This is a genomic window from Paraburkholderia sp. BR10936, assembly GCF_040965735.1.
Lineage (GTDB): Bacteria > Pseudomonadota > Gammaproteobacteria > Burkholderiales > Burkholderiaceae > Paraburkholderia > Paraburkholderia nodosa_A.
The window spans coordinates 57,542-80,993 of sequence record NZ_JBFRCM010000015.1; the positions used below are offsets into that span (position 1 = coordinate 57,542).

A 23,452-nucleotide genomic window follows, 5' to 3' on the forward strand; every position below is an offset into this window, starting at 1 on the left:
TAGATTCTCCATGGAATATCAGAGACTGATTGTCTGCCACGAATGCGATCTTCTGTTTCGCAAACCTCGCAGTGTCAGCGGCTACCGCGCTATCTGTTCGCGCTGTGGCGCGAACCTGACAGCGCTACCTGGCGCCGGACTGTCGCTTGACTGGATCTGCGCTGTGACGCTCGCCGCGTTGATCACCTTTTGCATAGCGCAGTCTTTTCCCGTGATCGAACTGCACGCCAACGGCATGACGTCGGAGGCGACGCTGTTTGGCGCAGTGCATACGCTTTGGACGGGCAACATGCGTGTCGTCGCGACGGTGGTGTTCTGTGCGTCGATGCTCTTTCCGTTGGTCGAACTGCTCGCACTCCTATATGTACTGGTGCCGCTTCGGCTCGGCAAGCTTGCGCCGCGGTTCGACGGGATGTTGCGCGTCGTGCAACTCGTCCGCCCATGGGGCATGGTTGAAGTTTTCATGCTCGGCGTGCTGGTGACGATCGTAAAAATGGTCACCGTCGCCCAGGTGGTCCCTGGGCCTGGACTGTTCGCATGGGGCGCGCTCACCGTCATGCTGGGCATAGTCGCCTCGTTTGACCCGAGCGGGCTCTGGGCCGTCCGTGACGAAATTTCGCTTTCTCGAATGGCCCGGGTTCGCTGGTCACGAGTGAGTTCAGGCCGTGGGCGTTTCACGCGTCCAGTGCGAATGCGCAAGGCCGGTGCGTCGTCCGCCATCACGGCACAACGTGCTGGACTCGTCGGCTGTCATGCCTGCGGTCTCGTTCAGACGCGTGGCGAAAGTCAGATCCACCAGCACTGCGCGCGATGCCGGCACTTGCTGCATGAACGCCGGCCGGAAAGCCTGACACGGACGGTCAGCCTGCTTCTTGCCGCCGCGCTTGCCTATATTCCGGCGAACCTGCTGCCCATCATGCACGCGACGTCACTGGGCCGTCAGGAAGACGACACCATCCTGGGTGGTGTCGCGTACTTCTGGACGTCTGGAGACTGGCCACTCGCCATCGTCATTTTTGTCGCCAGCGTTCTGGTGCCGATGCTCAAACTGGTGGTTCTCACGCTACTCACGGTTGCCGCCCATCGAGGTTCCGGACGGCGCGCCCGGGAAAGGGCAGGTCTGTACCGGATTGTCGAGCGCATTGGCCGATGGTCGATGCTCGATGTCTTTGTCGTTGCCCTGACGGTAACGCTGGTGCATTTCGGCTCGTTCGCCGTCGTCACTGCGGGGCCCGCCGCGCTCGCTTTCGCCGCGGTGGTCATCCTCACCATGCTCGCGTCGCATCAGTTCGATCCGCGGCTCATCTGGGACAACGCGGATGCCGCGCTGTCTCCCGTCTCGACGATGAACGATGAAGCGCTGGCTGCGCCTCTCCTCACACACCGGAATTCCTGAAACCGATTTCGAACGATGCATCTTTCCAATCTATCTCCTCCTGAACTCAAGCCGCGCAAACGTTGGCTGCCATCCCTCATCTGGCTGGTGCCACTCATCTCCGCATTGATCGGTGTCGCGCTGGTGGCCAGGTCCATTGCCGACAAGGGACCCGTCGTAACCGTCACTTTCAATAGCGCAGAGGGCATGGAAGCCGGCAAGACGAAGGTCAAGTACAAGGACGTCGAGATCGGTACGGTGCAAGGCATCAGGCTGTCCGGCGATTTGCGGCGCGTCCTCGTGAGCGTCCAGCTGGACAAGGACGCCGGGAAATTCGCGACGCAAGGCACGCGGTTCTGGGTGGTGCGCCCGCGCATCGGCGCAAACGGCATCTCGGGCCTCGGCACGTTGCTCTCGGGCGCGTATATCGGCGTGGACATCGGGCGCTCGACCACAAGCCAGACCGCGTTTCTGGGTCTCGAGAACCCGCCCATCGTCACGACCGGACAGCCGGGGCATCAGTACACGCTACGGGGCGAGTCGCTGGGCTCGATCGATATCGGCGCCCCCATCTTCTACCATCGTATCCAGGCCGGTCAGGTGGTCGGATTCTCGCTCGATCCCGGCGGTGCAGGGGTCATCGTGAATGTCTTCGTCAATGCGCCGTTTGACCGCTACGTCAGTGCCAATACGCGGTGGTGGCATGCGAGCGGCGTCGATCTGCGTCTCGATTCGAGCGGTCTGAAGCTCAATACGCAGTCGCTGGCGACGGTCGTTGTCGGCGGCCTGGCGTTTCGGTCTCCGGCAGGGCAGGACGCCGGCGAGCCCGCTGCCGACAAGGCCGTGTTCCGGCTTGCCGCGGACGAAGCCGACGCCATGCGCGAGCCAGACGGCCAGCCGCTCAATGTGGTGATGCGCTTCGATCAGTCGCTGCGCGGGTTGTCCGTCGGGGCACCCGTCGATCTGCGCGGGATCGTGCTGGGGCAGGTGACCGACATTGGCATCGAGTACAACGACGCGCAAAAGAGCTTCAGCATGAAGGTGTCGATGGCACTTTATCCGGACCGGCTCAGCCGGCGCTCCAGTGACGCGCTGCCCGCACCGGACACGCCAGGCGGTCACGAATTGCTGGAGCACCTGGTGATGGAGGGCCTGCGCGGGCAGCTACGGACCGGGAGCCTGATAACGGGCCAGCTTTACGTCGCCCTTGACATGTTCCCGAAGGCGCCTCGCGCGAGCGTCGATGTGCGTCGCAGTCCCATCGAACTTCCGACAGTACCGAATACGCTCGACGAACTCCAGGTGCAGGTGGCGGACATCGCCAGAAAGCTGGACCAGGTACCGTTCGACCGGATCGGCGCCAACCTGAATGGCGCACTGGAAAACGCCAACCGGCTGTTCGGGCACATGGACACGGAAGTCGTACCGCAAGCCCGTGACACGCTGGCTGCGGCCCAGAAGACATTCAGCACCGCGGAATCGACGCTGCGCGACGCCGCGCCGATGCAGTCGGATGTTCAGGATGCGATGCAGCAGCTAACGCGCACGCTGCAGTCGCTCAATGCGCTCGCCGATTACCTGGAGCGTCATCCGCAGGCACTGCTGTTCGGCAAGAAGGGAGACACGCCATGAACCTGATGCAACCCGCCTCGTGGCGCGCGATGGCGCGGACCGTGAGCACCATTGGCCTGGCCGTTCTGACGGCGTGTGCTTCGCCGGCTACGCGCTATTACACGCTCGGAACGGACGCGCAACAGACGATGGCGAGCAGCAAAGCAAGCCCTTCGTTGCGGATAGATATACGCCCGGTTCGGGTGCCGGCCGCCGTCGCGCGAAGTCAGCTCGTGGTGCAGGTCGACGCGACACAGGTCAAGGTGCTGGAGGATGATCGCTGGGCGTCGTCCCTGCCGGACGAGCTCCGCTATGCGCTGATTGCGGGCGTGAGCCAGCAGGCCGGCGGTGCGGGTGCACAGACGGTCATGCGCGATGAGGACAGCCCCGTGTATCAGGTTGCCGTCGACGTCCAGCGCTTCGAATCCTGGCCTGGCTCACATGTGCTGGTTGACGTCGTATGGACTGTGCGCACGTCGCCAGGCGCCGATACATTGACCTGTCACAGCGTCGTGAGCGAGCCCGTGGCGGATGGATATCAGGCGATTGTGGTCGGCCATCGTCATGCGATAGGCGCCGTCGCCGGGCAAATTGCCGAGGTCGTGCGCGGCCTCGCTGCGAGGCCGACTGGCAGTCGATTGCTGACTGCGGGGGCATCGCGCGGAGCGGAGAAGACGCCGCTCGCTTGCCCGCAATCCGGGGACAGCCCGCAAACGGCAGCCAACGGGGCAGCTGCGCGCTTCGAGCGCTAGCTGTTCGGCTTACCGATCTCAGTTTTCGTCGACAGCTTCGTCCACGACGGGCAATGGGCGCGCGGCGATCTTTTCCGCCTCCGCGCGTTTTAGCCCGAGCGTTTGCAGCAACATCGCGGCCGTGCGCTCCGGAAAGTGCTCGCCGCTGAAGCCGAGCTCCTTCAGCACGCCCGCGGCGCTTGCGCCCGGCACAACGAAGTTCAGTTCGGCCGCGATGGCGCAGAGAACCGTTCCGCCCACGGCAAGAAAGCCGATAAAGGGGTCGGCAACGGCGAACCGCTTGGCCGCAATGCCACTGCCGATGTCGCGCAGCAGCCGCTGGCCGAGGCCGCGACTCATCGCGCGGGCAGAAAAACCCTCGCGTATCAGAAAACGTCCCCAGACAGGATCAGTGCGCGCGCGCAGAACCGTATGGCGCACGGAGACCGCGACCACCTCGGCGGGGTCGGAAATGCCCACCGAAAGGCGGTCAAGCATGTTCGCGAACTCTTCGAAAACGTTGTCGACGAGCGTCGCGTAGATCGCTTCCTTCGATTCGAAGTGGTTGTAGAACGAGCCGAAGCCCACGTCGGCGGCCTCGGTGATTTCGTTGATCGCCACGCCCTCCATGCCTTTTTCCGCCATCAGCCTCAGGGCGGCGTCGAGCAGACGGGCACGCGTCTCACGCTTGCGGCGTGCACCGCGCGGCTCCCGTTCTTCGACAAGGGGGGGAGGGGCGACGGATGCTGCAACCGTGGCACGTTTGACTGCCCGGCGATTTGTCGTGGTCGTCATGATGGATCCTGATCTGGTCATATTCCGCAGTATAGATTCGAACGTCTATATTGACAAAACGATCAGTCATGAGTTTAATGTCATCAACGGCCTCGTAGACCGATCTAACTAGAACTGATGGAGTGACTGTGGAGACAGCAATCAGACATGGCGCCGCGCCAGGCGGCCTGCATCACGTTATCCGTCTGCCCATCCCGGCACCGGGACCCGCTATCCATTGCGCGTCGGTGAATTGCCGCCCGTGGAAGGCCGCCAGCGATCCAGCGGCTGGCGTTCCGCTCTATCGCACCGTCGGCGCGACATCTCTCGAATCCGCATCGGCCACCGCAACCGCCTGATTACGTTCCGCCATGAAACTGACTACTTCACAACCGGCTCGTCACCCCCATCCGACGGCGAAGGCGACCGCATTGGCCTATCTGGTATTCGATCGGTCAGATCTCGAGCAAGCCGAGCGTTTTCTCAATGACTTTGGGCTTCAAACCGTATCGCGGGACGAGGCGATGCTGCTTTTGCGCGGCACCGGACCTTCGCATTTTTGTTATGTAGTGCGTAGGGCATCGAAAGCGCGGTTTGTCGGATTTGGCTTGCAAGTCGGCGGCCGGGCGGAGCTCGATGCGCTCGCAAAGCTGCCTGATGCATCGGAGGTCGAACGCTCTGCGCTGCCGGGCGGCGGCTACGTGGTGCGACTCACGGACCCGTCCGGGTTCGCTATCGAAGCGGTATGGGGCCAGGCGCCAGCGTCAAGCTTGCCGCATCGGCTACCGCTGCCCTTCAATTCCGTCGATGCCACCGTCCGGGTCAACGGTACGCAGCGACCGCCCGAAAATGCCCCGGAAGTCATCCGGCTGGGGCATGTCGTGCTCGAACTCGCCGACTATCAGGAGACTTGTGCGTGGTACACGCGCCATTTCGGTTTTATCCCGAGCGATGTCCAGGTGCTTCCCGACGGGTCGCCGGCTGTCGCGTTCATGCGCCTGGATCTCGGCGACAGGCCGGCCGATCATCACACACTTGCGCTTGCCCAGGGCTTTGCGGCGACGTACAGCCACAGCGCGTACGAGCTCATCGACGCGGACGCGGTCGGTATGGGGCAGCGCGTACTGCGCGATAAGGGCTGGACGCACGCCTGGGGTATCGGCCGACATATCCTCGGCAGCCAGATTTTCGACTACTGGCAGGACCCGTGGGGCGACAAGCACGAACACTACTGCGACGGCGACCTGTTCACCGCCAACGAGCCGACCGGCATTCACGCCGTAAGCCGCGAGGCGATGGCTCAATGGGGGCCAACCATGCCGCGCAGTTTCACGAAACCCAGGTTCACGTTCGCGAGCATGGTGGCGCTTGTCAGAAATCTACGCCGCAGCCCTGACCTGACGCTGAGCAAGTTGCGGACGCTGGCAAAGCTTTTTGCCTGAATCACACCCTATTCACAGACTCCGGAGCATTCTGCAATGGCAATTCACGTCCTGCATTACCTTCATGACGGGCGCGCCCAGTGGGGTGTCGTCGCGGATGGCGTCATCACGCCGATTCCCGGCGAGTTCAGCTCGACAGGCGCATTTATCGCAGCCAATCCGGTAGAGCGGCTTATGACGCTCAACGGACCGTCGATTCCCGAAGCAAAAGTAGAGTGGCTATCGCCTGTGACCACCGACCAGCAGTTCATATGTCAAGGCGCGAACTATCGCCAACATATGATCGAGTCGGGCATGGACCCGGACGTGAAGAAATTCAACATGATCTTCACGAAGGCAACGAGCTGCATCGTTGCGGCCAACTCGGCCGTCGTGAAACCAGACGCGGTGCGCTTCCTCGACTATGAGATCGAGCTCGGACTCGTCCTCAAACGCGATATCACGTCCCGTGAAACGATCACCGACGAAAACCTGCATGAGTACATTGCCGGGGCGGTGATCGTCAACGACTACTCCGCGCGCGATATCCAGATTCCGCAGATGCAGTTCTACAAGGGCAAAAGCTACCGGACCTTTGGTCCTGTCGGTCCTTATCTTTGCCTGCTCGAGAAGCAAGACATGCCAAAGTTGAAAGAGCTCGTGCTGACGCTGACAGTCAACGGAACCGTGCGCCAGAATGACACGACTGCCGGACTGGTCTATGGCCCCGCAGAGACACTGTCTGAGCTGTCTGGCGTACAGGACCTGCGCACCGGGGACCTGCTCGCAACGGGTACGCCCTCCGGTTGTGCACTGAGCATTCCTTCACCTGAGAAGCAACGCGCTGCCGCGCAGTTGCCTGAAGCGGAGAAGTGGCGGCTTTTCCTGAAGATGCAGGAGGACAGGCCGCAGTACCTTCAGATCGGGGACGTTGTCGAGGCACAGATCGTCAGCTACGACCGCTCCATCAATCTGGGCACGCAACGTAACCTCGTTGTCGAAGAGGCAGCATGAAAGACGTCGCGAACGCGCAGGACGTCCTTGCTGTCGAAGCACAGGGGCAACTGGCTGACTTTCCGTCGAGTACCTACGAAATGATCCGCCGGGGCGCCGCCATCAATCCATCGGCGCCCGCGCTCTCTTTCTTCCTGACAGCCGACGACTATGCCAGCCCCGAGTGCTGGACGTACGGCGAACTGGTGCGAGATATCACGCGCACTGCCAACATGTTTTCGCGACTGGGCGTGCAAAAGGACACGGTCATTGCCTATTTGCTGCCGAATCTCCCGGAAACGCATTTCGTGATCTGGGGAGGAGAAGCAGCGGGGATTGTCTGCGCGATCAATCCGCTGCTCGAAAGCGATGCAATAGGCGAACTGCTCAATGCCTCCGGCGCCAGTGTGCTCGTCACCCTCGCGCCATTTCCTGGGGCTGGGACTGAACTGTGGCAAAAAGTGCAACCGGTATTGCATTGCGTCCCCGCATTGCGGGACCTGGTGCTCGTCAACCTGGCCGACCGGATTCCTGGCGAAAGGGGATTTGCGTCACGGATGCTGCAGCGTGGTGAGAACGCCAGGCTGCATGGCGAGGGTGGTATGCGAAGCGTGGTTCCAGCGCAGCTTCGGATTCACGATTTCGCGTCCGCTCACTCGAGCGAGTCCGGGGTCGTGCTCAACGGCTCACGTCGACCGAGCATCGATGATGTTTCGTCCTGCTTCTGCACGGGCGGCACCACCGGACTACCGAAAATTGCCATGCGCCGGCATCACAACGAAGTGGCCAATGCATGGAATGCGGGGCAATTCTTTGGCGAAACCATCGGCCCGGGTAAGACAATATTTTGCGGGCTGCCACTTTTTCACGTCAACGCTGTGATGGTGACAGGACTGCTGGCGTTTTCGCGTGGTGCCCACGTCGTCCTCGGCACGCCGCAAGGCTATCGGGGTGAGGGCGTTGTGAAGCGCTTCTGGGAAATAGTCGAGCATTACCGCATTAACTTCTTCAGCGCTGTTCCGACGCTCTATGGTTCGCTGCTGGAGGTTCCAGTTGGAGAGAACGATATCAGCTCGCTCGAGTATGGCCTGTGCGGCGCCGCGCCGATGCCGGTCGAGCTGTTTCGCAGTTTCGAGCTTCGTACAGGGATTCGCATCCTGGAAGGTTACGGGCTTACTGAAGGCGCCTGCGTCAGCAGCGTCAATCCGCCATTTGGAGAGCGCAGGGTGGGCTCGATTGGTCTGTGCCTGCCTGGCCAGGCAATGAAGGCCGTGATGGTGGACGAAGCGGGACGGTATGTACGGGACTGCGCGGGCGATGAAGTCGGCCAGTTGGTGATTTCCGGGCCAAATGTGTTTGTTGGTTATTCCAGGCCCGAGCAGGACAGCGGAATCTGGACAGACCTCGGCGACGGCGAACGTTGGCTCAATACTGGAGACCTGGGGCGCTGTGATGCCGACGGATACTTCTGGCTCACTGGGCGGAAGAAGGAACTGATTATCCGGGGTGGACACAATATCGACCCTGTGGCAATCGAGGAAGCACTGCATCGTCATCCGGCAGTCCAGATTGCCGCTGCGGTGGGGCGTCCCGATATGCACGCGGGCGAGCTGCCTGTCGCCTATGTCCAGCTCAAGCCCGGCGTCGCCGCAACCGAAGCGGAGCTTGCCGAGTTTCTGCGTGCCGGGATCAACGAGCGCGCTGCGCTTCCGAAAGGCATACGGGTCGTCGATTCGATGCCGCTGACGGCCGTCGGCAAGATATTCAAGCCGGCGCTGAAGCGCAGAGAAGTGGCAGACGCGTTACGGTCGGCACTCGTCGAGGCTGGCGTCGGTAATGCGACCGTGAACGTTGCAGATGACACGTCACGTGGGATTGCAGTTCACGTCGATCTCCCCGGTGCTGAATCAGAAGAGCTAGCGCGCACTACGCTAGGGCGTTTTCCTTTCTCCTTTTCGCTGTCTGTGTCGGCAGGTTTGGCAGGCGACAGTAAGAGCACTGAGCGGATCGAGACACGCTAAGCGCGCGTTCACGTGTATACGCTGCGCGTTTACTGAGGGGGCCTGACGATCATAAGGCAACGCTAACAGCAAGAAAGACCGCGGACCCTGCAACTGGACGATTTCTGTTTCGGTTCAGAAGGCAGCGCTAAGGAGGGAAAGATCGGAGAGGTCAGAGAATGGTCCCATTTAACTTAGCAGGACTACATAACACACTGGCCGGACATTACCGGTTGTGATTAAAACAGATGAATGCCGACACAACGCAGTGCCGTTCATTGAGCGGAACGTGACAACTGTGCGAGCAAAAAATCCCGGCCTAAGAGACAGGAGAAGACACGTGAGGAATGACAGGAGAACGATTCGCTGCGCCGGTCTGGCGGTTTGTATCTGCTCGGCTGCGCTTGCCGTTACTGCAAACGCCCAGACCGCTGGGAGCTTTACCGTGGCGACAGGGTGGCTTCACGTCGCGCCGCAAAGCAGCGCAACGCCGCTCACCGTGGAAAGCGTGGGCGGAATGACGGTGAATCAGCAGCTACCGGGTTCCGGAGCGCACGCGACGCCCACGGATACGCTGGGGATCACGACCGAGTACTACGTCACCGATCACATTGGCGTTGCCACGTTGATCGGGCTCCCGCTGACAGTGAATCTGGACGGTGATGGCGCGCTCGCGAAGTATGGCACCCTGGGCTCGACGCGGCCGATGCCGCCCGCTATCGTTCTTCGTTACCACCTGCTCGACGCCCAATCGAAATTCCGACCTTTTGTCGGGGTAGGCGTGAACTACACCTGGTTCACACAGGTTCGCACGACCAACAGTCAGTTTGTCACTGACAGCCTCGGTCCAGGCGGGTCTGCGCACGCATCACTCAGTTCGTCATGGAATCCGGTATTCGAACTCGGGGCGTACTACGCAATTTCAAACCACTGGTCCGTTGGAGCCAGTGTCGGTTACGTTCCCGTAAAGACTCACTTGACACTGGACGGGACGACGGCGAACGGGACGCAAATCGTTTCCCGGTCAACGATCCGGATCAATCCCGTGAATGTCTTCCTGAATGTCGCCTACACGTTCTAACCCAACACGAGCGACGTCCCAGGCGGACGCCTGCGAGGGTGGCAGCGTTTCACCATTAGAGATTTCAATGCACAGCACAGAGGTTGAAAGCGACCCTTCGGTTCAAGCAGTTGACGCGTGTCTGGACGTAGCTACGGTCAAGCATGCGTTTGTTTTTTCTCCCTGCAGCGATGTGTCATTCCGGATGAAACGATGAAGCGACAAGTACTCAAATCGATTCTGTTCGCGCTGCCGAAGGTACTCGCTCTGACGGCGCGCCGCTTCCCCGACTATCGTGAACGCCTCAAGGAGCGAGACCTGGTTGCCTGGATCGGGTTGATGGATCGGAGCCTCGGTCGCCTCATTGAGATCAGGAACGGTCGCATCCGGTCGCGAGCATGCTCGTATCAGGATGCGGAAGTGAGCATGCTGTTCAAGGACGTCGCCACGGCCCTCGAGTTCCTTTCTCCGCGCCAGGATCATGCCGACATTATTCATGCGGCGAAGAACTTCAAAGTCGTGACGGAGGGCGACGATGAACTGCTGGTGTGGTTCATGCAGACGCTCAGCATGATGCAAACCATCGGCCTGCCGATGGGCACGCCGATGCGAGATGGCACGCGCCGGTACACCACCTGTACGAACGGCGGGCCGCTGTTCGTCTACGTCAAGGAGGATCGCATCGTTCGGGTGACGCCTGTCGATCTGGACGACAAGGATGCTGCCAGTTGGGAGATAGAGGCACGCGGGCGCCGCTTCAGCCCGCCACGGCGAGGCCTCGTTGCGCCGCACGCGCTGGCGATCAAGTCGCTTGTCTATTCGGACAAGCGCATTCTTCGTCCATTGAAGCGGGTCGATTTCGATCCCGACGGGGAACGCAATCCGCAGAACCGCGGCAAGTCGGGCTATGTACCCGTTAGCTGGGACGAGGCCCTTGACATCGTCGCCAAAGAAATTAACCGGCAAAAACGCGTTCACGGTCCCGGTTCGATTACGTTCCCGATGTCGTCTCATCACCAGTGGGGCAATGTCGGCTACTACCTGAGCGCGCTAACGCGCTTTGCCAACCTGATTGGCTTCACCCGGGTGGCTGCGAACCCGGATAGCTGGGAAGGATGGTACTGGGGCGCGATGCATCACTTTGGCAATTCGATGCGCGTGGGCGTTCCGTCAGGCTATGGCGGCATCGAAGACTGCCTGAGGGAAGCGGAAATGATTGTCTTCTGGTCGTGCGACCCGGAAAGCACCAACGGGGCATATGCGGGATTCGAGGGCACGCCGCGGCGGCTATGGGCCAAGGAACTGGGTATCGAGTTTGTTCACATCGATCCGCACTGCAATCCGACCGCACAGTTGCTGGGTGGGCGCTGGATTCCCGTGCGTCCGCAAACCGACGCGGCCCTCGCGACCGCCATCATGCACGTCTGGGTCGTGGAGGGTCTGTACGACGAGGATTACGTTGCGACCCGCACGACCGGCTTCGATGAGTGGCGCGCCTATCTGCTGGGGGAATCCGATGGGGTCCCGAAGACTCCCGAATGGCAGCAGTCCGAGACTGGCGTGCCGGCGAAAGATGTGCGGGCGCTCGCGCGCCTTTGGGGAAAGAAGAAGGTCTATCTCGCGGTCGGTATGACAGGTGCGGGGTTCGGCGGCGCAGGACGCGGCGCGACCGGGGCGCAGTGGGCGCGCTGCATGATCATGATGATGGCCATGCAGGGATGGGGCAAACCGGGCGTCAATTTCGGGTGTCTGGAGCTCGGCGCTCCGCACGACCTGCACTTCTATTTCCCGGGCTACGCGGACGGCGGCATGTCCGGTGATCTCGCGTGGACCGCCAATGCGGTGAACAACTATCAGCGAATGCCGCACATTCTGACCATGAATCCCGTCAAGCAGATGGTTCCGCGGCAGCAGCTACCCGACGCCATCATCAACGGTCATGCAACGGGGTACCTGTGGGACGGTATGTCTCAGGAAGCGCAGTTCGCGCCGTTTACTTATCCAATGCCCGGCTATTCGCCGATCCACATGATTTATCGCTATGGCGGATCTGCTTTCAGCACGGTCACGAAATCCGGACGCTGGGCCGACGCCTACCGGCACCCCAGCATCGAGTTCGTGGTCAATCAGTCGATCTGGATGGAGGGCGAGGCGCAGTTCGCCGATATCATTCTGCCGGCGTGCACGTCCCTGGAACGATGGGATATTGGCGAATGGTCGAATTCGGGCGGGTATGCGCATCACGGCTTCAACACCGTCAATCACCGCATGGTGATGATGCAACACAAATGCATCGAGCCGCTGGGCCAGTCCCGCTCCGACTATGACATTTTCACAGCGATTCTGACCCGCCTCGGGCTCGGCGGCGTGTTCACCGAAGGATGCGGCGAACTCGACTGGGTCAAGAGGGTATTCGAATCGTCGGATCTGCCGGATCACATTTCATGGCGCAGCTTCTGCCGCAAAGGCTATTTTGTCGTCCCGCCCGAAAAGCCTGAACTGCGCCATCCGGTGGACATGCGCTGGTTCGCGGAAGGTCGTCGCAAGGATCTGCAGGAACCGCATCCGATGCCCTCGCAATACGCCGAAAAGTTCGGCATGGGGTTGCAGACGCCTAGCGGCAAGCTCGAGTTCGTGCCGGAGTTGCTGAAGCGGCACACCGCCGACAACCCCGAGCGGCCGCCGCTGAACCGGTATATCCCGTCGTGGGAGGGGCTGCGCAGCGAGCTGGCCCAGCGCTATCCGCTGCAACTGATTGCGACTCATAGCCGGTACAGCTTCCACACTCATTGCGACGGCAAGAATTCGTCGGTCAACAGCGTCGACGATCATCGCGCGTTGATCGGTGGGCATCGCTTCTGGCTGCTGCGGCTCGGCCCCGCCGACGCGGCGGCCCGGGGCATTGCCCATCGCGATCTCGTCAAGGTCTTCAACGACCGCGGCGCGGTTATTTGTGCGGCTGACGTGTCGCCACTGGTGGCCGTCGGCGTCGTGAAGTCATACGAGGCGAGCGCTGAATTCCAGCTCATCGAAATCGCCGGTGAGCGTGTCGAGATCGGCGGCTGCATGAACATGCTGACGCCTGACCGGCCCCAGACGGCCGGGACAAGCAGTATGAGCCCGAATTCATGCCTCGTGCAGGTCGAAAAGTGGAAAGGCGCCGACGCGTTCATGCTCGGCCGCGCAGCATGAGGAGCACACGGTGAGCAAGTGGAATCTGGTTATCAACGTCGGGCAATGTGAGAACTGCCAGAACTGCGTGATCGCTGCGAGAGACGAGCACGTGGGCAACGACTTTCCCGGGTACGCGGCACCCGCAGCGGTCGATGCCGAAAGCCCCATCCGCATCATGCGCCGGGTCCAGGGCGACTCGCACATGGTCGAGACGACGTACCTGCCGGTCATGTGCAATCACTGTGACGACGCGCCATGCATGCGAGTGGGTGGCGATGCGATCCGCAAACGCGCCGACGGTATCGTCATCATCGATCCAGAGAAGGCCAGGGGCAGAAAGGACATCGTGAAAGCCTGTCCGTACAGGGCGATCGTCTGGAACGAGGCACTGCAACTGCCACAGATCTGGATCTTCGACGCGCATCTGCTGGACGAGGGTTGGCAACAGCCGCGATGCGGGCAGTCATGTCCTACCGGTGTTTTCGAAACCATCAGGCTCGATGACGCTGCAATGGCACACAAAGCGCGACGCGAAGGGCTCAGGGTTCTGGAGCCCAAACTCAAGACAAAGCCCCGGGTGTGGTATCGCGGCCTCGAACGCTGGGATACCTGCTTTATTGGCGGCAGCGTCAGCGCACGGGTGGGGCAGGTAGACGAGTGCGTGGCTTCGGCCGCAGTCGCGTTGTATACGGGCGGCCAGAAGGTTGCCGATACCGTCACCGACGCGTTTGGCGACTTTCGGTTCGCAGGACTGGCCAAAGACAGCGGGCGCTATCGAATCGAGGTACGCCATGACCTCGGCGATGCGTCGCGTGACTGTCAGCTGGGCGAAAGCGTCTATCTGGGCGAGATCGAACTCGCCCGGTCGACCAATGAAGTCGAGGCCGCCTGACGCCACTATCTCTTTCGCTCACGCCCTCAATTTTATAATTGACTAAAAAATCAGAAGTGAGTGTAATATGCAAATAGAGCGATCCGAACGTGTGTTGACTCATTGAGAACCCGCCGCTGGCGCGCCTCGGTTCCGGTGAACGCAGAAGGCGTCGCTCGCCAGCGCTACATCATGAAGCACGAACGTTTGACACACGCACAAAGGAAGCGGCAGACCCGCGAGCGCCTCTTTGACGCTGCAAGAACCGTTTTCCTTGAGAAGGGCGTGGCCGCTACGAGCGTGGAGGACATTGCCGGGGCGGCGGGTTACACACGCGGAGCCTTCTACTCGAACTTCCGCGGCAAACGGGACGTGCTGGTTGAGCTGTTGCAGCGCGACGCAGTTCTGGCCCGCGAGAACATGCAGGCCTTCATTGAAATGGGCGGCACGCCCAAAGAGATGCTGGCACGCGCGATCGCCTGCTACGGCAATGGGGAATTTGACAGCGATTGCTTCCCCCTTTGGATCGAAGCGCAACTTCTCGCGCGTCAAGATAATTTGTTCGGGGAGCGTCTTGATGTATTGCGGCATGAGACGCTATTCCATATCAGCAACTGCTTGCGGACGTTCGTGCCTGATGCCGACAGGCTATGGTCTGGAGGCGCTGATGCGCTCGCGGTCGCTCTGATGAGCCTGTCTGAGGGACTTCAGTTCGTCAGGATGTGCAACACGCAGACGGTCAAAGGCCAGGTTCGCGGTCCGTAGTCATCGGTTCGCGATTCAGACGTCACAAGACGATGTCCTCAGCGCGACCGGCAATGCCGTAACAGAGACACCTGGTTTATCTCAACGATGGAATATATCGAAAGTTTGCGCCTTTTCCGCACCATCGTCGAAGTCAAAAACTTTCGGCGAGCTGGCGAAATGATGGGCCTGTCACCCTCGGTCGTCTCCCGTGCGATTGCGTCGTTGGAAGAGCGCCTCGGGGCGCGACTGTTTCACCGGTCGACTCGACAATTTTCGTTGACGGAAGCTGCGGAGTGCTTCTACGACGGGTGTTGCCGCGTCCTCGACGATCTGGATTGCATGGAAGCGAGCGCCGCGGACCACGGCCGGCTACCGACGGGAGTGTTACGACTGGTTGCGCACACGACGGCCGCCCTGACGTGGCTGCCGCCGTTGATTGCGTCGTTCAGACGGAAACACGCAAATGTCACGCTCGATATCACGCTGACTGAGCGGCCAGTTGACCTGACGGCCGACGGTTACGATCTGGGTATCGTGCTGCCATTCATGCTGGCGACGGATCTGGCAGTGACACGGCTTCTGCAGCGGTTACCGCTCGTCATCGTGACAACGGAAGCTTACCTTGGCACGCATCCTCGGCCACGGCATCCTGCTGATCTCGAGCAACATGCATTCGTGACGGTTCCGCCTTCAATGCACAAGCCGTTTGTCACGTTTCGGACAGGAGAGGAGAAGATCGCCGTCCCGATCAACTACGAGATATCGTCGAACAATCCGATCTTTAACCGCGACGTCATTCTGGAGGGATTGGGCATCGGTTTGCTTCCCATCGCGCTCGTGGAAGAAGACATCAAGTCGGGACGACTCATTCGACTGCTGGAAGACTTCGAGATCGCGGATACCGCGGCGGAGGTCCGGCTGGCATATATAGGGCGCGCGATGTTGCCAGCGAAGGTTAGAGCGTTTATCGATCACGCCGCGGCGTTCTTCGAGGTTAGTGAAGGCAGTGCCACTCGCCCACAGGTTGTCCGGGAACACCAATGATGCAGCAGACATTCGGAAAATTGATTTCTTGAGAGGGTTGAGTGTCTTGCGCATAATTGACACAACGATCAATATTGAAACTAATGTTATTAACAGTCTTTGCTCTTGTCCCGGTAGAGAGCGGTGTCATGGCGGAGTCGCATGCCAGGCGCGCAGTCGCGAGTGTGCGCGTACAACAGAAGGGAGTGTGAAGGCGAGGCGCTTAAGGCTATTGGATCACATGCCGCTGCCGACCGACTGCACGTGGACCTGCAATGTCCTGGCAAACACATTGGAGGGCAGGCGGCCCGTCGCCAATTGAATACGATGAATGCAACACTCTTATCAGCTACAGCGGCATTGTTCGGTGCAGCGATTGGCGGCCTGACATCTCTTGTTACTCAACGAACGCAGGCAAGGGCAGAGTGGCTCGCGCACGACCGCATCCGCCGACAGGACCTCTATAGAGAATTCATCGAGCAGGCATCGCAATGCTATGTCCACGCGCTACAGCACAAAGAGCCGGACGTTACCGCACTCGTCAGTCTGTTCGCGAAGATAAGTCGCATGCGTGTCCAATCCTCCACCGAGGTTTCCATTGAAGCCGATCAGATCGGGCGAAAGATTGTGGACACCTATGATGCCCCGGAGAAAACTTTCCTCGAACTGCGCGAAATGCTCGCCGATGGCTCGATCGACATTCTCAACCGATTCAGCGATCTTTGCCGCGACGAATTCGATTCGCTGCGGTCGGAGCAATTTTGAGTGAACCAATAGGCGTGAACAGCTCTGGCTTCCCGTCGACATTCGAGTAGAACGCGTCTCGAACAACTAGTGCGAAAGGTGCGGATATGACGACAGGTCGCTACAGGGCGGATAGGCAGTGGTTGATCGAGCATGATATGGAACTGGCGCGAAGTGCTTCCCACATCGCAAGCATGATGCATGAAGAAAGCATGCAGGCAGCCATCAGGGAAACCCTTCTTCAGTTCGAGGCCGCGCACGGACCTGAGGAGTTGAAAATATTCACGCGCGCACTCGCCAGGAAGCTGGAGGAGCGCGGAAACCTGAGAGCAGCCGAGGTAATCCGGGGGTTTGTAAAGCATGGCCCGTCGCCAGGGGCAACGCCTTAAACCTTCGCTTCGCTCGCGTTCGCGCAAGAGCGGATGGTTATGCAAAGCGCCCGTATCAGCATGTAAAGCAATGAGTTTCGAGTTTTCTCGAGTTGTCCAACAGTTCTAACGCGATTTTCGAGTGCGTGTAAAACGCGACTCATCGTAGCTGTACCTGAAAGCGTTTCGATCTACCAACGTAGCGCATGGGAGGCGGCAACAATGGCACAGCGAATTGCTTATGTAACAGGGGGCATGGGCGGAATCGGAACCGCAATATGCCAGCGGCTCCATAACGACGGATTTACCGTAGTCGCCGGCTGTGGGCCAAATTCATTGCGTCGCGAGCGGTGGCTGACCGAGCAGGCTGCACTCGGTTTTTCCTTCACCGCCTCGGAGGGCAACGTCGCGGACTGGGAATCAACTGAGGTCGCCTTCGCCAAGGTAAAGAAGGAGATCGGCGAGATCGATGTGCTGGTGAACAACGCGGGCATTACGCGAGACGGCGTGTTTCGCAAGATGTCACGTGAGAACTGGAACGAAGTCATTGCCACGAATCTGACCAGTCTTTTCAATGTGACCAAGCAGGTCATCGACGGGATGGTCGGAAGGGGATGGGGGCGCATCATCAACATCTCCTCCGTGAATGGACAAAAAGGACAGTTCGGCCAGACCAACTACTCGACCGCAAAGGCAGGCATTCATGGCTTTACGATGGCGCTTGCCCAGGAAGTCGCGACAAAGGGCATCACGGTGAATACGGTATCCCCCGGGTACATCGGGACGGATATGGTTCGGGCCGTTCGTCCCGAAGTGCTTGATGCCATCGTCCAGAGCATTCCAGTCAGGCGCCTCGGAGAAGCCAATGAGATCGCTTCAATTGTCTCGTGGCTCGCCAGCGATGAAGCGGCCTTTTCGACTGGAGCGGACTTCTCGCTGAATGGTGGGCTTCACATGGGGTAAGGATCTCAACCGAAGTCAATTTGCTCTCTCGCGGGTAACCGGGTGGCGGCGACACTCCCTCTCCGCCGCGTAACTGGTCGTCGGATCCCTGACCACTGCCAGTTGAGTCGAGGCCGCGGCACGAAAGGTCGCGGCGGCTTCGACATCGATTGATAACCACAGAACATCAATCGTTCAGAAAATTGCACTTATCGTTTTGCCGGCTCCGGGCGAATATGGCGAAAGCCACAATCGACCGGAACGCCGCGTATGTTCCAGAATTCAGGAGACACCTCGATGGACCCCTCGTCTAACCTTTCGACCAGACATTCAAAGGCCGCCGCGGTTTTCCGCGTAACAGGCGGGAATTTCCTCGAGCAGTTCGACTTCTTCCTGTTCGGCTTCTACGCCACGCAGATCGCCAACGTTTTCTTTCCCGCCAGGAGCGAGTTCGCCTCGTTGATGATGACGTTCGCGGTCTTCGGTGCCGGCTTCCTGATGCGGCCGCTGGGCGCCATCGTGCTTGGCGCCTACATCGACGACGTCGGCCGCCGCAAGGGCCTCATCGCTACGCTTTCCATCATGGCGAGCGGCACCATCCTGATCGCGTTCGTACCGGGCTATGCGACGATCGGACTTCTCGCGCCCGCGCTCGTGCTGCTCGGGCGGCTGCTACAGGGCTTCTCGGCGGGCGCCGAACTGGGTGGCGTGTCGGTGTATCTCGCCGAGATGGCCACGCCCGGCCGCAAGGGCTTCTTCACGAGCTGGCAGTCGGCGAGCCAGCAGGTCGCGATCGTCGTCGCTGCGGGCCTCGGCTTTGCGCTCAACCAGTGGCTGAGCGCACCGGCCATCGCCGCGTGGGGCTGGCGCGTACCGTTCTTCGTCGGCTGCATGATCGTGCCGTTTATCTTCATGCTGCGTCGCAATCTGGAGGAAACGCAGGAGTTCAAGGCGCGCCAGCATCGCCCGAGCATGAAAGAAGTATTCGGCACGCTGGTCCAGAACTGGGCCGTCGTCGTCGCCGGCATGATGCTGGTGGCGATGACCACCACGAGCTTCTATCTCATCACCGTCTACGCGCCGACCTTCGGCAAGACGGTCCTGCACCTGAGCACCGCCGACAGTCTGCTCGTGACGCTCTGTGTCGGCGTGTCGAATTTCGTGTGGCTGCCGATCGGCGGGGCACTCTCCGACAAGATCGGCCGCCGGCCGCTCCTCGTCGGCATGACGGTGCTCGCTATCGCGACCGCATACCCGGCCCTGTCGCTGCTCGCTCACGCGCCGAGCTTCGTCAACATGCTGCTCGTCCTCCTTTGGCTCTCTTTCATGTACGGAATCTATAATGGCGCGATGGTCGTCGCGCTCACGGAAGTGATGCCGGTGCAGGTACGCGTTGCTGGCTTCTCGCTCGCCTACAGTCTCGCTACGGCCGTGTTCGGAGGCTTCACGCCGGCGATCTCGACGGCGCTCATTCATATGACCGGCGACAAGGCCGCACCCGGCTACTGGATGAGCCTGGCCGCAGCGTGCGCCCTTTTGGCGACGTTCGCGCTCTATCGCCGCCGCGCAGTGACACTGACGCCGGCGCACTGATGCGTTTCCCCCGCTCGCATCGCAACCCAGCACGACCACGACCATGAGAAACCTGCTTCTGAAACTTTGCGCGGCAGCGCTCGTCGCAACCTCGGCCGCTGCGGCGAACGTGCAGGCCGCCGACCTGCACGTCATGAGCTCGGGGGGCTTCACCGCTGCGTACAAGGTGCTCGGCCCGAGGTTCGCTTCCCAGACGGGCAACGCGCTCGACACCGCGCTCGGCCCGTCGATGGGCAAATCGCCCGAAGCGATCCCCAACCGGCTCGAGCGTGGCGAGCCTGCGGACGTCGTCATCATGGTCGGCTACGCACTCGACGACCTGATCAAGCAAGGCAAGGTCATTCCCGGATCGCGGGTCGAGCTGGCCGATTCGCGCATCGGCATGGTCGTGCGTGAAGGTGCGGCAAAGCCCGACATCGGCTCGACGGAAGGCCTCAGGCAGACCTTGCTGCATGCGAAGTCGATTGCCTACTCGGACAGCGCGAGCGGCGTCTATATCGAGCGAGAGTTGTTCAGGAAGCTCGGTATCGAGGATCAGCTCAGGTCGAAAGCGAAGATGATTCCGCGCATTCCAGTGGCGTCGGTGGTGGCGAACGGTGACTACGAAGTCGGCTTCCAGCAGGTGAGCGAATTGCTGCCCGTCCAGGGGGCAACGTTCGTTGGCAAGATTCCCGAGTCTCTGCAGTCCGTCACGCGTTTCGCCGGCGGCATCCCCGTGGGCGCGCAGCATCCGAAGGAAGCGAAGGCGCTCCTCGACTATCTCGCATCGCCCGATGTGCAAGCCGAAGTGAGATCGACCGGGCTCGATTCCGTCTCCGCCCATTGAGGCGGAACCATGGGAAGGCTTGTCTCAGCCAGCCTCACGATGCGGTCTTCCTTCTCGTCTTCGCCGTCGTCGCGCTGTTGCCCACGGCATCACTGCGTGCGACGCCGGCACGCTTCGTCTCGATGATCGTCCGGTGAAACTCCTGTGCAGCCGGTGTGAGCGTCCGTCCGCGCCGTCTTACGATTCCCACGCGTCGTTTCACCACCGGTTCGACGAGCGGCACGCTCGTGAGGATTGGATGGTCATGTCCGGGCATGGCCATTGAGGGCACGGCGGCGACGCCGAGCCCCGCCTCGATCAATCCGAGCATGGTCGTCACGTGCCGGGTCTCGCAAACGCTCGGTGCTCGCGGCGCCACGGCAGTGAGCGCCTGGTCGAGCAACAGGCGGTTACCGGAAGTCTTGTCGACCGAGACGTAGTCGTGTTCGTAGAGCTCGTCCCAGGTCACGCGCTTCTTGCGTGCGAGCGGATGGTCGCGGCGGCAGGCAGCAACGAACCGCTCCTGCAGCAGGACTTTGAACTCGATCTCGGACTCTTGACTGCCCATGAAGCTCACGCCGAAATCAGCCTCGCCGCTGATGACGGCGCCAAGCACCTCGTTAGCGCTCGAATCGAGGAGCTTGACCCGGATGCGTGGAAAGCGGCGATGATAGCTCGCGATGACGCTCGGCAGAAAGTAATACGCCACCGAAGGCACGCACGCGATAGTCACATGACCCAAGTGGCTCGATGAAACATCGCGAATGCCAAGCAGCGCGACGTCAAGATCATCGAGCAGTTGTTCTGCGCTTTGGGCGAACACGCGGCCGACGGTGGTGAGCGTGACGCTGCGCGTGGTGCGCTCGATGAGACGCACGCCGAGCGCTTCCTCGAGCTTGTCGATCCGACGGCTCAACGCTGGCTGGGATATGCTCACCGCCTCCGCGGCCTTTCGGAAGCTTCCCAGCTCCACCACCGCCCGAAACGCCTGCAAGTCATTCAAGTCAAAGTTCACGCCCACAACCGGCCTCCGCATCCTGGATGCCGACTATTTTGCATGATTCAGCAGAGATCCCCACCACCCAAATGACGCCCGTATCCGCAGCTTTGGGACTGCCACCGACATGAGTGTGACGGACTGGATTCGCACAACGACATTCGTGTTCGCGACGCAGTTGTCTCTTTATGGCCGACCTCTGTCCGCGCTACCGCGCAAAACGTGCGGGCCGTGCCGGCCGCCGACGCGGCGAAGAATTGAGCATCCTCGTACAATTCATGCGGTGGCCTTGAGCTTCCTGACAAACCTGTCGGCGCAGCTGCATTAGTTTTCCTGCGTTCCGTTAGTGTCTCTGTGAGACCACTGTTCGGATTCGTCGTAACTCTGAAAAAGGAGAAAGAGAATGAAGGGTATTCAGGCAATCAAGCTGGCTGGTGGCGCACTGATCGTCGCCGCTTCGGTCAGCGCATGGGCGCAGGGGAACGATACAGGCACGGCGCCTGCCACTTCGCAAACGTCGAAGCAGGCCAACCACGCATTGGAAAAGAAAGTGCGTGCCGCACTGGATCACGCGAAGGACATCAAGCCGGAAAATATTGTGATTCGCGCTCGCGATGGCGTGGTGACGTTGGAAGGCACCGTTCCGGATTCCTCGCAGGTCGACAAGGCCGCTCAAGTCGCACAGGGCGTTGCCGGCGTGACCTCGGTCAAGAACGCATTGACCATCAAGGAAGTGGGTCAGTAACCCTGGCCTTTGGCGGGCCGCCCTTTCGTTTGCGCGAGGGTGCGGCTTCGCCGTTCCCCCGATATGGCCGCCCCACGGGCGGCTGCTGGCTGCTGTCCAGGATCAGTGGTCATCCGCGCCTTCGCGGCAGGCGGCACGTCCGGAGAACTCAGCTGGACGAAGCCGCGCGCGACGTCGACCATGTCAGTGTGAATCGGACGCTGCCGCGGGTGGGAACATAGAGCGCGCGAGTCCGCTCCACGCCGTCGAATGTGGCAACGACGCGGTAGTGGCCAGGGGGCAGCCGCGCGAACAGGTAGGGGCCGGCCGATGTGCCGGCAAAGACGACCTTCCCGTTGGACCCGAATATCTGCACGGCGACACCCGACAGGTACTCGCCCGATGCGGTGGTGAATGTTGCCCGCATGCTATAGCCGGGCGCGAGCCTGCGAAGCGTAGTGGCTTCATCCTCGCCCACGCCGCCCGTGACATAGGCGATACCGCGGTCGTGTCCGACCGGTATGTCGCTGGCTGGGATCTCCTGAACAGGCGTCTTGCTGGGCGGCGCCTCAGTGGGGGGCGTCTTGTGGTCGGGTGCCTGCCGCGCAGGCGCGACGGCATGTGCGTGGGGTCTGCTGATACCCGATTCGCAATCCAGTCCGGGTATGACGCCATTGGGGCCGCCGAACCCGTTCATCGGACGTCCTTCCAGCAACCAGCGTGGGAGGGAGAGATCTTGCGCTTTTGCGCGGGGAATGAGCGTACTGCGCATGCGCTCCACGACCATCCGACGTTCGTCGAGCGTCGACGCGCGGTGCATCTCTGCGCAGTACTCAATGCGTTCGTCGTCGCTCAGTAACAGGGAGGAAATCGATTCTGGGGGCACCTCTGGCTGCCTCGCGTGGCTGGCAAAGGCTGCTGTCGATGCAGTACACACAGCCACAACCAGGACGGTTCTCGACAGGCGGGAAAATGTCGTGAACATGATGAACCTCCGGGCCAATCTCGGGAGTGCGGCACCGGGTCCGTCCCGGAGGCGCCTGCGAGAGCCTCGACCTGCTTCAGACATTTCAGACGCTTCAGACGTTTCAGACGGGCAACGGAGATTGACGTGTCTTTTACGCGGTGAAATGCGCCAGGCGCAAGTACCACCGCAGTGTAGCAAGTCGGACGCGCAGAAGCCGGCCGGGCGGTCCCATCGAGTACGCGAGCGGTCGTGTGAGGCTGGACTCGATCCTGCGGCGAACTCTCGCAGAAAGCCAAATCCTGTGAACCGCGCAACAGAAGAAAGTATAGTTTCGCTTAATTCATTCCTTATACTAAAGCGCCACTGCCGCAGCGATGAATAGCTTGCCGCGTGCTCAAAGCGGCGCGGCGCATCAAGACCCGACAGCCAGGTCGTTTTCCCGAACATAGAGTTATCAGACGATTTGCACCTACCTGTCCCGGCACAGCAGATAAACAACACTCCGTAACGAATAGCTGTGCGGCAATGAAAT

The 23,452-nt window shown here is 60.7% G+C and carries 20 protein-coding genes; 17 read left to right on the top strand and 3 right to left on the bottom strand.

Features of this window, described 5'->3' with window-relative positions; all coding sequences use genetic code 11:
• Positions 1-10 precede the first annotated feature (10 nt).
• From AB4Y36_RS27720 to AB4Y36_RS27730, 3 genes are read left to right on the top strand one after another with little or no spacing between them, the layout of a single operon-like run.
• A complete protein-coding gene (locus AB4Y36_RS27720; protein ID WP_368684703.1) occupies positions 11-1,396 on the top strand; it encodes a paraquat-inducible protein A in 1,386 nt (461 codons plus the stop codon).
• A gap of 15 nt (positions 1,397-1,411) precedes the next feature.
• Complete coding sequence (locus AB4Y36_RS27725) at positions 1,412-3,007, top strand: intermembrane transport protein PqiB (RefSeq protein WP_368684704.1); 1,596 nt, start codon at positions 1,412-1,414, stop codon at positions 3,005-3,007.
• Positions 3,004-3,738, top strand: coding sequence for a membrane integrity-associated transporter subunit PqiC (locus AB4Y36_RS27730; RefSeq protein WP_368684705.1), 735 nt, complete (start codon positions 3,004-3,006; stop codon positions 3,736-3,738). The genes AB4Y36_RS27725 and AB4Y36_RS27730 overlap by 4 nt, the downstream gene beginning before the upstream one ends.
• 18 nt (positions 3,739-3,756) lie before the next feature.
• On the opposite strand, the gene AB4Y36_RS27735 is transcribed toward AB4Y36_RS27730, so the two are convergent.
• Positions 3,757-4,512 (bottom strand): TetR/AcrR family transcriptional regulator, encoded by a 756-nt coding sequence (locus AB4Y36_RS27735; protein ID WP_368603014.1) that lies wholly within the window; start codon positions 4,510-4,512, stop codon positions 3,757-3,759.
• A 350-nt stretch (positions 4,513-4,862) separates the two neighbouring features.
• Between AB4Y36_RS27735 and AB4Y36_RS27740 the strand changes: the two genes are divergently transcribed.
• The 13 genes from AB4Y36_RS27740 to AB4Y36_RS27800 all read left to right on the top strand — a co-directional run bounded on the left by AB4Y36_RS27740 (position 4,863) and on the right by AB4Y36_RS27800 (position 20,253).
• On the top strand, positions 4,863-5,933 hold the full coding sequence (locus AB4Y36_RS27740; RefSeq protein WP_368684706.1) for a VOC family protein: 1,071 nt from the start codon (positions 4,863-4,865) through the stop codon (positions 5,931-5,933).
• 36 nt (positions 5,934-5,969) lie between these two features.
• Positions 5,970-6,926 carry a fumarylacetoacetate hydrolase family protein gene (locus AB4Y36_RS27745; RefSeq protein WP_368684707.1) on the top strand — a complete coding sequence of 319 codons (957 nt, stop codon included), beginning with the start codon at positions 5,970-5,972 and terminating at the stop codon, positions 6,924-6,926.
• Positions 6,923-8,926, top strand: coding sequence for an acyl-CoA synthetase (locus AB4Y36_RS27750; RefSeq protein ID WP_368684708.1), 2,004 nt, complete (start codon positions 6,923-6,925; stop codon positions 8,924-8,926). The genes AB4Y36_RS27745 and AB4Y36_RS27750 overlap by 4 nt, the downstream gene beginning before the upstream one ends.
• A 319-nt stretch (positions 8,927-9,245) precedes the next feature.
• Entirely contained in the window at positions 9,246-9,986 is a 741-nt protein-coding gene (locus tag AB4Y36_RS27755) for an OmpW family protein (RefSeq protein WP_069266309.1), read from the top strand.
• 192 nt (positions 9,987-10,178) lie between these two features.
• Positions 10,179-13,157 carry a molybdopterin-dependent oxidoreductase gene (locus tag AB4Y36_RS27760; RefSeq protein WP_368684709.1) on the top strand — a complete coding sequence of 993 codons (2,979 nt, stop codon included), beginning with the start codon at positions 10,179-10,181 and terminating at the stop codon, positions 13,155-13,157.
• A 10-nt stretch (positions 13,158-13,167) separates the two neighbouring features.
• Complete coding sequence (locus AB4Y36_RS27765) at positions 13,168-14,031, top strand: 4Fe-4S dicluster domain-containing protein (protein ID WP_368684710.1); 864 nt, start codon at positions 13,168-13,170, stop codon at positions 14,029-14,031.
• Positions 14,032-14,166: 135 nt separating this feature from the next.
• The gene (locus AB4Y36_RS27770; protein WP_368684711.1) at positions 14,167-14,775 is read left to right on the top strand and encodes a TetR/AcrR family transcriptional regulator; all 609 of its coding nucleotides are present in this window, start codon (positions 14,167-14,169) and stop codon (positions 14,773-14,775) included.
• 87 nt (positions 14,776-14,862) lie between these two features.
• Entirely contained in the window at positions 14,863-15,801 is a 939-nt protein-coding gene (locus tag AB4Y36_RS27775; protein ID WP_069266312.1) for a LysR family transcriptional regulator, read from the top strand.
• A gap of 306 nt (positions 15,802-16,107) precedes the next feature.
• The gene (locus AB4Y36_RS27780; protein WP_069266313.1) at positions 16,108-16,545 is read left to right on the top strand and encodes a hypothetical protein; all 438 of its coding nucleotides are present in this window, start codon (positions 16,108-16,110) and stop codon (positions 16,543-16,545) included.
• Positions 16,546-16,631: 86 nt separating this feature from the next.
• Positions 16,632-16,913 carry a hypothetical protein gene (locus AB4Y36_RS27785; RefSeq protein WP_368618423.1) on the top strand — a complete coding sequence of 94 codons (282 nt, stop codon included), beginning with the start codon at positions 16,632-16,634 and terminating at the stop codon, positions 16,911-16,913.
• Between the two features lie 201 nt (positions 16,914-17,114).
• Positions 17,115-17,855: a 3-ketoacyl-ACP reductase gene (locus AB4Y36_RS27790; RefSeq protein WP_069266315.1), complete on the top strand. Its 741-nt coding sequence runs from the start codon at positions 17,115-17,117 to the stop codon at positions 17,853-17,855.
• Positions 17,856-18,131: 276 nt separating this feature from the next.
• The gene (locus AB4Y36_RS27795; RefSeq protein WP_069266316.1) at positions 18,132-19,427 is read left to right on the top strand and encodes an MFS transporter; all 1,296 of its coding nucleotides are present in this window, start codon (positions 18,132-18,134) and stop codon (positions 19,425-19,427) included.
• A gap of 43 nt (positions 19,428-19,470) precedes the next feature.
• Positions 19,471-20,253 carry a substrate-binding domain-containing protein gene (locus tag AB4Y36_RS27800; RefSeq protein ID WP_368684712.1) on the top strand — a complete coding sequence of 261 codons (783 nt, stop codon included), beginning with the start codon at positions 19,471-19,473 and terminating at the stop codon, positions 20,251-20,253.
• A gap of 34 nt (positions 20,254-20,287) precedes the next feature.
• On the opposite strand, the gene AB4Y36_RS27805 is transcribed toward AB4Y36_RS27800, so the two are convergent.
• Positions 20,288-21,253 carry a LysR family transcriptional regulator gene (locus AB4Y36_RS27805; protein WP_368684713.1) on the bottom strand — a complete coding sequence of 322 codons (966 nt, stop codon included), beginning with the start codon at positions 21,251-21,253 and terminating at the stop codon, positions 20,288-20,290.
• A gap of 379 nt (positions 21,254-21,632) precedes the next feature.
• Here AB4Y36_RS27805 and AB4Y36_RS27810 point away from each other — a divergent pair, with 379 nt between their 5' ends.
• Complete coding sequence (locus AB4Y36_RS27810) at positions 21,633-21,974, top strand: BON domain-containing protein (RefSeq protein ID WP_069266319.1); 342 nt, start codon at positions 21,633-21,635, stop codon at positions 21,972-21,974.
• 148 nt (positions 21,975-22,122) lie between these two features.
• Here AB4Y36_RS27810 and AB4Y36_RS27815 read toward each other — a convergent pair whose 3' ends face one another.
• Positions 22,123-22,938, bottom strand: coding sequence for a hypothetical protein (locus AB4Y36_RS27815; protein WP_368684714.1), 816 nt, complete (start codon positions 22,936-22,938; stop codon positions 22,123-22,125).
• Between the last annotated feature and the right edge of the window lie 514 nt (positions 22,939-23,452).